Below are 11,810 nucleotides of genomic sequence, written 5' to 3'. Positions count from 1 at the left end.
ACGTTGCTAAGCTTAAAGCCGTTAGGAAATCCCCTCGTTTTTATTAGTGTCCGTATCAAAATCTATAGTGTTTCGTTGATTTACCTCTTTGATTGCCTGAATCAACATTTGTTTCGTGAAATCTGGAAAATACGTGTCGGTGAACCATAAATTTGACATAGCAGCCTGCCATAGCAGAAAGTTACTAAGTCTTTTTTCTTTGCCTGTTCGAATAATAATATCTGGATCTGGAAGTCCACCAGTGTACAAATATTGATTGAAAAGTTCTTCATCTATATCTTTCGAGTTTACATTGTTGATTTTCATCTCACCAATGATTGATTTTATTGATGACAAAATCTCTTGTCTTCCACCATAATTTAAAGCGAAATTCACAATAAGCTTGGTATTGTTTCGTGTTTCATGAACTGCAGTCATTACAGCCTTTTTCGTATGAGACGGTAAGCCCTCGATATCTCCCGAGACGCATACCTTTATGTTCTTTTTCATATATTCGGGTAGTTTTTTTCGCAAATATTTTGCAGGAAGCTTCATCAAGTAATTGACCTCTTCCTTAGGTCTTGACCAGTTTTCAGTCGAGAATGCATACAAAGTAATAATTTTAATTCCCAATTCTAAACAGGCATTAATAATATTTTCCATTGATTTAGAACCTGCAAAATGACCCTGACTTCTTGAAAGGCCCCTTTCTTTGCCCCACCTGCCATTTCCATCCATCGTAATCGCTATGTGCGTTGGAAATCCTTCATTCATTGAAATCCCTCCTTTTGGGAATAGAAATACCAGCTATCTTAACCGCGACATCAACAACATTTTGTATTCCAGATTAGTTTTAACGTTAAACAGCTGAGCTGACTCGTTAACTAAGTTGGTATTATCTTAACGCATTATTTATCGATTATCAATAAATTAATATTAAAAAACAGTGTTTTTTTGTTGAACAAGCATATACATATTTGTAACAGGACTCCCAACTTCTTCCCTAATTCTTTTAACATGTATGAAAATGATAATTAATAATAATTTATCGAAATTCAATAAATAATTATTGACTTATGAATTTTTATTGGATTATACTATCGATAAACCAGCTGTGATAAGTAAATACCCTGTTAAAGTATTTAACAGCGTTTTTTCACGTTAAAGAATATAAACAATAATATTACATGGAAGGGGAACAAAACATGAAATACGTTAAAGACCTAGTTCATTTTGGCTATAATCAAGCATTATGTTGCATTTTTCCTGTGGCTATCTTTGGTACACTTGCCTTGTCAAAGATTATTGAAATACCAGGTTTATACCGTTATGATTTTATTTTACTTATTTGTCTCCTAACACAATATCTTATGGTTAAGACTGGTTTAGAATCAAGGAATGAACTATTCGTAATCTGCGTTTTTCACTTGATCGGTCTTATATTAGAAGTATATAAAGTTTATTTTGGTTCATGGTCATACCCGGAGGATGCTTGGACAAAGGTTTTTGGTGTTCCGCTGTATAGTGGATTCATGTATGCAAGTGTAGCCAGCTATATTTGCCAGGCATGGCATCGATTTGATTTAAAAATGATTGGTTGGCCGAAAAGTTACTGGGCTGTACCACTTGGAGCAATGATTTACGTAAACTTTTTTACCCATCATTTTATTGTTGATCTCCGTTGGGTCTTAACGATTCTTTTATTCATTGTCTTTTCTCGTACATATGTTAAATTCTCCGTACGAAAAACCGAATATCAAATGCCACTGTCCCTCTCTTTTTTTCTAATTGGCTTCTTTATATGGATCGCTGAAAATATTGCCACCTTTTTCGGAGCATGGCAATACCCAGGACAAGAAGACTCCTGGAGTCTCGTGCATGTGGGTAAAATTAGTTCCTGGTTTTTGCTTGTCGTGATCAGCATCATGATTGTTACACAACTTAAAATCGTGCGTGACAAAAGTTCCCAAACTATGGAAGAACATCGTCCTACAGAAACTTACTGATAATGCTTTTTAATTTTAGGAATCAGTAATATTTATAAATTTAAATAGTTCAGGGCGTTGATATTTTTTTGCGCCCACCCGTATCTTTTTGACCTAGTTTTTCGTTTAATATAAGTGAAAGGCAAAATACAAGGAGGGATTTACAATGCGGCCGCTTGTACAAAACACTCCTAAGGAAGCGAATGAAACCTTTGAAGAAGCCGTTCAACCATATATGGAGGACGTAAAAAAATATTGTTGTTCCCTAATGAAATCAACTTGGGATGGAGAAGATCTGTTGCAAGATACACTATTGAAGGCATATAAAAGCTGGTCAACAACATTCAAACCAATTTCTAAATCCTTTTTATTCCGAATCGCATGTAATACATGGATTGATGGTAATAGAAAACGAAAGCCAATAGAAGATTTTAATCAGGATATCACGAAGTTGTATGAGGAAAAAGCAATAGATTCAGATTCCCTGATGGAAGCAATGCAGCTTTTGTTACAGGAACTCTCTCCAAAGCAGCGCATAGCCGTGCTCCTGGTGGATGGATTAGGTTATACAGTACAAGAAGCTGCCACGATGATGGAGACGAGTGAAGGAGCTGTGAAGGCAGTTCTTCATCGGGCCAGAAGAAAATTAAAGCTAATGAAAAATCAGGATATTATTTATTCGGAAGACAACAGTGTCACAACGTATATCACCGCCTTCCAAAATGGGAATTCTGAAAAGCTTATCGACCTTTTCCAGACAGAAATTGGAGGACCACGTTTGACAGGAACCACAATCCAATCAGGTTCTAGCCCACAGATGCTTTCTCAATCAGTTGAACTATCAGGCGCTTCATTCATCATTGTTTCAACTAGAGCGAAAAATGGATGTCTCATTCTAATGCCGTTTACGCATTCAGAGTGGATAATTTTCTTCAAAAGGTTAACGGAAAGGTTCTCATTCGCGGCATAAGAAAAGGGGTAACTAGTATGGCTAATGTAATTCCATATGTCGTGGAACAGACAAACCACGGCGAACGCTCGTATGACATTTATTCGCGGTTACTGAAGGATAGAATTATATTTCTTGGAACAGAGGTTACGGATGAAATAGCAAACAGTATTGTCGCACAACTACTGTTTTTAGCAGCAGAGGATCCAGACAAAGACATTTCTTTGTACATTAACAGCCCAGGTGGATCCATCTCTGCAGGATTTGCAATCTATGACACGATGCAGTTTATTAAGCCAGACGTTCAAACCATTTGCACCGGTCTTGCAGCTTCATTTGGCGCAATGTTACTTGTGGCAGGGACAAAAGGAAAAAGACTTGCTTTGCCAAATAGTGAGGTTATGCTTCATCAACCACTTGGCGGAGCCAAAGGGCAAGCCAGTGATATTGAAATCAGTGCTCGACGCATTATTCAGATGCGAAAAAGAATTAATGAAATCATCGCTGATCGGAGTAATCAATCACTCGAAAAAGTAGAAAAGGATACCGATCGTGATTTTTTCATGACGGCGGATGAAGCGTTGGAATATGGGTTAGTTGATAAAGTGTTAAGACGTACTGATTTGGTTTAACTGGGATTGTAAAAAAAATAGTAGCACAAACCAAGACCGTGGTTTGTGCTACTAATGTTAGTATGTGATACATATCTATTTATTTTGGCCCGCGTTTCTTAGCATTCAATAATCGTTCCATTTTTTCCTGCCTGCTTTCTGTACTGCTTGTTTGGTCGGGCTTGGCCTTATAATTCGGTTTTGGTTCTTTTGGTTTTGTTTTCAATACCTCTTTCTGATCGGAGGCTGGTCGTTGTCGGATTACTTGTTTCCGTTGGGAAGCGGATTTTTGGATTGAAGCCTGCTTTAATTGACTTAGCTTTGTTGACCGTTTTTCCGTGACTTCCCGTACCTTGGCCTGTCGACTTTTTAACCCAGAACCAATTTTAGTAACAAAAGCAAAATTGATTCGGAAACGTCTTACCGCTACGTCCAGCATAAATAAAAATAACGCCAAGATTAGTAACAGATAGAACAAATCCTGTTTTTCATATCGGGGTGGCAAATTTTCTGATGAGAACGCATTATCCAGGTTTTTAACGACCTGTCCACCGCCTGCTTCGGCTACTTTTTTGATTAAATGTTCATTCTTAGGTGTGAATGTGTATTCCTTTGAATATGGTACAACTACTCCTGTTTTAAATGAGCCGACAACTTTATCACCTTTCTTTTCCGTGATTTGCAGAAAATACACGCCGGATTCATTTGCTTTAAAAGTTCCCTCATACTCTCCAGGAGCTTTTGGTTGCAAGTCAAAGGCAACTTCCTCTCCCGATTCGTTTACTAAAGCAGCATGTAAGGCAGTTGGACTATGATCTGCTGCCGATACGGTGAGCGTGACTTGATTTCCTTCCATTTTTTTCGATACTTGATAAGATTTTTTTTCATATTGCGGAAACGTCCAGGTGACAATATCATTCCATAACGGTGACCAGTTTTTCCACTTTGGCCAGTTACCAGCCCATTTTCCAGTTAAGTCGGAAGTCCAAGCAACTGTTTTACCCAATCCATACTGCCACCTTGCCAAAACGGGGTCACCCTTTTCACTAACTAGAATTTGTTGTGCACGTCCTTTTGGGGTTGTAGCAATATAAGCGTTCATTTGCGGAAGACCACTTTCGAAATAGGAACCCCATCCAAAACTGCCTGCAACCTTGGGATAAAACGGATTGTCTTCTATATAAGTTCTGGTGACCAAAGCGGTTTCCCTGGATAAAATGGTTGGGATAGTAGAATTGTTCTGCACCAAATAAAAGCGTCCACCACCCAACTTTGCCATTTCTTCGAGCAGTGGGGCATCCGCTCCCATTCCAATTGCCACCGTTGATAAAGTTATCCCTTGCTCATGTGCTTCTTTAATCATTTGCTGGTAGTCAATTGTCGTCGCTGACTGACCATCCGTTATCAAGATGATGTGCTTACGCTTTAACTCAAGAGGCTCCATTTGCGAATAAGCTTGAGATAACGGTGTGAATATATCGGTTCCACCACTTGCTGTAATGGAGCGAATTTTTTTCAACACGGCTTTTTTATCATTGATTGGTCCCAGTTCAACCACCTGCCATGGCGATGAATCAAAAGCAATTACACCGAGTGTGTCTTTTTCCCGAAGTAGTTCAACTGACCGGGCAGCAGCTTCACGGGCAAGTGCAATATTATTTCCCATCATGCTTCCTGATTTATCAAGCACAATCGACAGTCCCAATGAAGGCAGTTCCTTTTTCCCTTTTAAATCCATATTAACTGGCAGCACCCGCTCAATTGGCGTTTTGAAATAACCACCAACACCAAACGATTGGTCGCCACCTGTCATGATAAACCCGACCCCAAAGTCTTTTACCGCTCGTTCAATGACTTCCATTTGCTGATTCGTTGTCATGTGTGCAGACACATTACTAAAAACAATGGAATCATATGTCAAGTAACTGCTTAATTGACTCGGTAACAATTCAGGGGGGATGATTTCCACTTGTACTGCAGAAGCATTAAGTGCCTTCTTTAGGTTTGTCGCTGCATTCTTTTTACCTTCTACAATCAGAACATGTGGCAACCCCTTTGTTTCAGCAAATGCCGACAACTGATTGTTTTCAACGACCTGATCACCCTTACTGACTATTTCCGCATTAAACGTATGAAATCCATCGGTTGAAATTAACGGATTAAAAGCCAATTGATTGGTGCCCTTACTCAATGTAACTGTTTGATCAATGATTGACTTCCCATCCATCATTATGCGAATCTGACTTGTTGTATCAATGGAGCTATCAATTTTCATGGAAAGCTTTGCACGTTCACCTAAATAGATATTTTCTGGTACATCAAACGATGAGATCGCAACATCATCTTTGTAAACAGACGAAAACGGTAGCACATCTACAACATAGCCCCGTCGATTCAAATACTCCGCCTGTCTGACTGCATCCCCAATATTTTCATTGCCATCCGTCATTAATACAACCCGGCCCATATCGTCCGCTGAAAACAGACTTCCGGCCAGTTGTAAACCCGATGCCAGATTTGTATAAGAACGATTTATCTTAGTTTGAAAATCCTCAATACCGTCTGTCCTGTCAGATAAAGGCGTTTCCACAACTGACTCTTTACCGACAGACACCACACCCGCTTGATCTTCTGGAGCTTTTTCATGAATTGCTTCATTCACTTCTTCCAGCATCCGATGTTCGTTATCAGCCATGCTATGTGATCGGTCTACAACCAAAACAGTTGCCATCTGTTGGATTGGCCACAGTACTTGCACCCCTGCAAGCGCAAGAATTATAAAAGTGAAAACAATCGTGCGCAATACGGTTAGCACTATTTTTCTTCCGCCAGATAATAACGTGTTCGACCGCCAATATACATACATTACGACGATCATTGGAATGAATGCGAGCAACCATAAGGCATTATCGACTTGAAATTCCATGTCGATACACCTCCCACTCAATGAACAATAGAACTAAGGCAAATACTGCGACGATACGCCAAAATTCTTGTTTGGATTGTTGGACTTTACTTTTTTCTAGACTATTATCAATCGAAAATGATTTAGCTGTTTCTGCGGTTCGTTCTTCATTGTCCAGTTGAACGACAAAATAGCGAAACAATGATCCAGTTGCGGTTGTTTCGTGTAGCTGATAGATTCCCGGTTCAGCTGGCACCGTTACCTCTGATTTTCTGGGGTTAATTTGTTTCATATCCTCACCGTTCAAGTGTTCCATCATCACTTCATCGGTTCTTATTGCTAGTTTAATAGCTGTTGTCTCCTGAGGTCTATAGTATCCGAGCGATTCCCCGTTTCCTTTCAGCTCTGCTACACTATTCGCTAACAAAATAGGGAAACCCGGATGCAGCGGCCAGTCTGAATCATTTACGTCAAAAGCAAACAAAATCAGAGGAGACTTTTTATACATTCCTTTACCAATTATCACTTTGTTACCGCTTTGTGCAAGCGGCTGCAACCCATTCCAAGCACCAACTGGAAATGCCTGTCCCAAATAAACGTTGTTAACATTGGTATAGGCTAATATTGAATCGTCTGTCACTTGTTCTAATCCATATTTCAATTCCACTTTTTCCTTTATATCAAAAGGTCCCCCTGTAGCAGGGGAAAAAACCAATTTCGGTCCAGCTGGCCATTGGTCAACTCCAACTCCGGATAATAGGTAAATGGATTGACGCTTTTGTTCTGGAAAAGAATATTTTCCATTCTCATCTTTGGGTACGGTTGTTACCTCGATGCCAGCTGAAAGAAGCGCCTGTTTAATAAACGGATTGACATCACCCGCTAAATAGACAACAGGAGATTGCTGTTTTGGCAGCAAAGCATACATTACATTATCGAGCGAATAAGCATCATCATTAGTTTTCACTTGATAGTAGTCATGCACTGGTAAACCATTGAGTTGAATTGTCTGTTGGCCGTTTGCTGGGACTTTTTCTGTTAATTGCTTCAGTACATCTCCGTCATGACGGACTGATAATGCAATTTCAGCTACTTCTGACGATTCATTTTTTACGGTCACAATGGCAGAAGCTTGATTGCCCATTTGTTTAACACCAAACGCTGTAATTGAGAAGTTCTCTTGTGATACTTTGCTGTTGTGGACTGTAATTGAGCTGGAAAGCATTTGATCAGTCAGGCTTTTCTTTGTGAGATTGTCCGTAAAAACGTGTACCTCACCCGTACCCTGTTGAATCAGTGATTGGGCAAGTTGAAGGCTGTCACTCAGATTTTCATGCTGATAAGACATCTGCAATGCTTCCATTTTTTCACGAGCTACAGCATGATCCGTCTGTTTGGAAACCACCAGGACGGGGTCTTTTTTGGCATCGATTACACTAACCTTTTGACCATCACCCAACTGTTCAATCAGCTGCTGTGCCTCTTGTTTCGCGTTAGCAAATCTCCTTTCACCGTTTTGTTCAGCCATCATGGTTGCAGATGAATCCACAACAATAACCAAATGATCGCCGCTTATCTCATCCCCCATAAGATAGGGCCTAGTCAATGCAAAAATTAGAAATAATAGAATCAGTAGCTGTAGTAATAGTAATAGGTTCTTCTGCAGTTTGTTCCACCAGTGATCGGACTCCCATTCCTTTAGAGTCCGTTCCCATAGATAGATAGACGAAACGGTTTGCTGATCATACTGCTTCTTGAAAAAATAGAATAACAGTAAAATTGGAACAGCACTTAACAACCAGAAAGAAACCGGTGCCAAAAACCCCATGCCTTCACCTCCCTATCCAGCCATTACGTAATAATGTTGAAAAAACTGTTTCTTCCAGGCTGGTTGCAGTTGGACAGTAAATCAAGTCCATCCCCCGCTTTTGACAAAACGATTGAATGGTTTCCATATGATTTTCAAATAATTGCTTGTAATTGCCGATAACCTTTGGCGACATCGATACTTCACGAAGTCCAGCCGTTTCGATGTCAATAAGCTGAAGATCGCCAATGTAGTTGGGATCCGCTTCTTCGGGCAATAACACTTGCACAAGTAATACCTGCTGACGTCGTGCCTGCATTTTCTTAATTGCCGCAAATAAATCAGCGGGGTCATCCAAAAAATCACTTATTAGAACAGTAAGACTTCCCTTTTTACCTTTGCTTGCTTTCCTGATCAGATGCTGACCAAACCGTTCTTCCCTATTTGATAAGGACGTCTTTTCAATAAAATCTATTACTCTATTCGTCATAGCCCTTCCTTTTGTATAGGGATAAATGTCAGATGGGGACCCAACTGGTATAAAACTTAACCTGTCAGCATTTGCTAAAGTCAAAAAGGTGAATACGGCTGCCAATTGTTTTGCCCGCTTCCACTTCTCATTCGTGACACCCATTGATTTGGTACAGTCTAAATAAACAGAAACTGCCAGCTCCTGCTCATCCAAAAAGCGCTTAATATAATACTTTTGTGTTCTTGCATATGTATTCCAATCGATTTGCCTGAGGTCATCGCCGGGGCTATACAGACGATAATCGGAAAATTCAAGGGATGATCCCTGTCGCTGTGATCGTCGCTCACCCTTATGACCACCACGGACAATTCGCTTGGAAGTAAGTTTAAAATTAGCTAGACGCTTTGACAGGACTGGTGATAAGAGTGTACCCACCGGATCACAACCTTTCTTCACGTGTGCTTGATCATGCCATGTTACCTAACCTTTGGTGTATCTTCCTCTACTGCTTTAAGCAATTCAGCAATCAGGTGATCTTTGTCCACTTGTTCTGCTTCTCCCTCAAAATTTAAAAACAAACGATGACGCAGCACGGAACATGCCACCTTTTTGATGTCTCCCTTTGACACGTTGTACCGTCCATCAAATAACGCGCGCACTTTTGCAATGGCGATTAAACTTTGTAGTCCTCTTGGCCCCGAGCCATAATGAACGTATTTCTTTACATCTTCTGTTGCATACTCATTATCTGGATGGGTCGCCATCGTGAGGTTAACGGCATAATCCAACACGTTATCTGCCACTAGCAAATGTTTGGCCAGTTGCTGGGCATGTACAACAAAGGAATCATCAACAAACTTTTCTAACGTCTGAACCACTGCTCCTGTTGTGCGTACTGCTATTTCCTTCAGTTCATCACGGGTAGGATAAGCAACATCAATTTTCATAATAAACCGGTCCATTTGTGCTTCTGGCAGCGGATATGTCCCTTCCAGTTCGATCGGGTTTTGCGTGGCGAGTACAAAGAACGGTTCGGGCAATGTATGCATTTCCCCCATTACAGTAACCGTTCGCTCCCCCATCGCTTCAAGCAATGCACTTTGGGTTTTCGGTGTTGCACGGTTAATTTCATCCGCTAGAACGATATTGGAAAATAGCGGACCAGGATGGAAAGTAAACGACTGTCCTCCTTGTTCGTTTGGTTGAATCATGTTTGTCCCCGTAATATCGGTCGGCATTAAATCCGGAGTGAATTGTACACGTGAAAATTGCAAATCCATTACTTCAGAAATTTTTCGAACCAGCATTGTTTTCCCAAGTCCTGGCAGCCCCTCCAGCAACACGTGTCCTCCAGCAAAGATTCCCCATAAAAGCTGTTCAACCACGTCTTGCTGTCCAACGATGAAACGGCTGATTTCCGTTTTCACTGATTCCATCCGTTCCTTAACTTCCATCAGTTCGTGTTCATTTAATGTTTCCATCTTAATTCGCTCCTCTCACCGGCTTGATATCGGAAAAGTAATCCTTAATTATTTTCTGTAAATGATCTGGATAGTCATTTCGTTCCAACGCCTCGCGATACGTATTTTCATAGTGCTGATAAACCTTGTCATATGAACGCACTTCCCCTGGAAGAATTGGTGCACCTGGAGCAAGTTGTTGCTCACTTGACCCTGAACCCAATTCACCTGTATCCACCTCTTTGTTTTGCTTGCCGTCCAGTTTTTCAGGTACGGTTAAGTTGTGGTTGCCGGCACCTAACCCCGCTCCATTTCCACCACTTCCTGAACCGGTTCCAGTGCCGCTGCCTGAACCCGAGCCGCTTCCAGATCCTTTTCCTGAACCGCTTCCAGATCCTGTGCCACTCCCTGACCCTGAGCCACTCCCGCTTCCAGAGCCGGATCCTTTTTTCCCATTTTGTCCAGGCTTACCTGATTGATTACTTGCCCTAGGTGTACTGCCTGTTGAAGAAGCGCCACTTGAAAATGTGAGTGACCCCGGTGTACCAAGACCAGCAGCTGCCAATTGTTGGTTCATATTCATGGCAAGCTGTTGTAGTTCCTGCTGAGCGGCAGCTAGCTTTGGCATATTTCCAGCATCTTTGGCCAGATTCTTCAGGTTTTTTTCTAGCTTCGTCATTAACTGCTTCAGCTCTTCCTTGGATAAATCACCTTTCGAAAAGTATTTATTTTCCATGTTCATCGCTTTGGCTGCAGCCTGCAATTTTTCTTGCAAAGCCTTTAATTCTTTCTGATTAAAACCGTCTATTTCTTTCTGCAGCATTTCCATTTGTTTTTCCAATTGATTTGGGTCTCTTTGACTAATAGCTTTCGCCAGGTTGTTTAATCCTTCTTTCTTTATTTGTGCTGCTACCTCATTTAACTGCTTTTGACTTTTTTTGAACTGTTCCTTCAGCTCGTTCAGTTGCTTTTCAGCATGCAGCAAATCTTCCTTTAACTCTCCAGCTTCCTTTTCTTTTTTAACTTCATTAAGAAGCTTCTCCAGTTTTTCGTCTGCTTTTTCACCGACTTTTTTCTGATGTTTTTCCGTGAACTGTTCAACTTTTTCTTGGTTTTCTTTTACAATTTCCAGTTCATCTTCCTTGTCTTGAGCAATTTTCATCGTGTGACTTGGAAAAAGAACGCCAATATAAGCAAGCAGCAACAGAATAACAGCCACTGTCAGCTTCTTCCACTGGAACCAGTCAGCTTTCTCTTGCTTGATATCTGGTAATACCTGTTTCATTTTTTTCAGCGTATCTTTTCGTTGTAACTCAACAATAGACGATGTTTCATCTCGAAATTGATAAAAAGTCATTGCTCGGTCATGGAGCCCTTCCTGGTCAAACTTTCTGACTGCGGCAAGCACATCCGGTTTTTTCCAAAAAAGAGAGGTAATCGAAACAGCAACAATCAGCCCTATGGTGATCAGAATTGTCGTATCCAGATACAGAATCACGAAAAACCTGCCTGCCACAATCCATAGCAATGTTAGCCCTGCACATGCCAGTAAGGCGGTATACAAGATACGTACTGCAACATGTAGCCACAGTTTTCTTTTCACTTCTTTTAGTAGTTGAAAAAACTGATTACGCTGTTCCAT

General features: G+C 40.8%; 9 protein-coding genes. 3 read left to right on the top strand and 6 right to left on the bottom strand.

Annotation, left to right across the window (positions count from 1 at the left end; translation table 11 throughout):
• Positions 1–21: 21 nt before the first annotated feature.
• Positions 22–753: an undecaprenyl pyrophosphate synthase gene (uppS, locus tag ACY9Z2_RS13260; RefSeq protein WP_463610128.1), complete on the bottom strand. Its 732-nt coding sequence runs from the start codon at positions 751–753 to the stop codon at positions 22–24.
• A 431-nt stretch (positions 754–1,184) separates the two neighbouring features.
• Between uppS and ACY9Z2_RS13255 the strand changes: the two genes are divergently transcribed.
• The 3 genes from ACY9Z2_RS13255 (at position 1,185) to clpP (ending at position 3,545) form a co-directional block, all read left to right on the top strand.
• Positions 1,185–1,985, top strand: coding sequence for a DUF817 domain-containing protein (locus ACY9Z2_RS13255; protein ID WP_463610127.1), 801 nt, complete (start codon positions 1,185–1,187; stop codon positions 1,983–1,985).
• A 145-nt stretch (positions 1,986–2,130) separates the two neighbouring features.
• Positions 2,131–2,934 carry an RNA polymerase sigma factor gene (locus tag ACY9Z2_RS13250; RefSeq protein WP_463610126.1) on the top strand — a complete coding sequence of 268 codons (804 nt, stop codon included), beginning with the start codon at positions 2,131–2,133 and terminating at the stop codon, positions 2,932–2,934.
• Between the two features lie 17 nt (positions 2,935–2,951).
• On the top strand, positions 2,952–3,545 hold the full coding sequence (gene clpP / locus ACY9Z2_RS13245; RefSeq protein WP_463610125.1) for an ATP-dependent Clp endopeptidase proteolytic subunit ClpP: 594 nt from the start codon (positions 2,952–2,954) through the stop codon (positions 3,543–3,545).
• A 79-nt stretch (positions 3,546–3,624) separates the two neighbouring features.
• Here the strand turns inward: clpP and ACY9Z2_RS13240 are convergent, their stop codons facing one another.
• Genes ACY9Z2_RS13240 through ACY9Z2_RS13220 form a run of 5 tightly spaced genes read right to left on the bottom strand, consistent with a single transcriptional unit; the run spans position 3,625 to position 11,810 of the window.
• Positions 3,625–6,450, bottom strand: coding sequence for a VWA domain-containing protein (locus tag ACY9Z2_RS13240; protein ID WP_463610124.1), 2,826 nt, complete (start codon positions 6,448–6,450; stop codon positions 3,625–3,627).
• Positions 6,431–8,257 carry a vWA domain-containing protein gene (locus ACY9Z2_RS13235; protein WP_463610123.1) on the bottom strand — a complete coding sequence of 609 codons (1,827 nt, stop codon included), beginning with the start codon at positions 8,255–8,257 and terminating at the stop codon, positions 6,431–6,433. The genes ACY9Z2_RS13240 and ACY9Z2_RS13235 overlap by 20 nt, the downstream gene beginning before the upstream one ends.
• A gap of 4 nt (positions 8,258–8,261) precedes the next feature.
• Complete coding sequence (locus ACY9Z2_RS13230; RefSeq protein WP_463610122.1) at positions 8,262–9,164, bottom strand: DUF58 domain-containing protein; 903 nt, start codon at positions 9,162–9,164, stop codon at positions 8,262–8,264.
• Between the two features lie 20 nt (positions 9,165–9,184).
• On the bottom strand, positions 9,185–10,189 hold the full coding sequence (locus tag ACY9Z2_RS13225; protein WP_463610121.1) for an AAA family ATPase: 1,005 nt from the start codon (positions 10,187–10,189) through the stop codon (positions 9,185–9,187).
• A 1-nt stretch (position 10,190) separates the two neighbouring features.
• Entirely contained in the window at positions 10,191–11,810 is a 1,620-nt protein-coding gene (locus ACY9Z2_RS13220; RefSeq protein ID WP_463610120.1) for a DUF8809 domain-containing protein, read from the bottom strand.

The sequence above is a fragment of the Virgibacillus sp. GM2-2 genome (genome assembly GCF_055329585.1).
The sequence above is the reverse complement of the archived record's forward strand: the minus strand, read 5'-3'. Positions and strand labels throughout refer to the sequence as shown.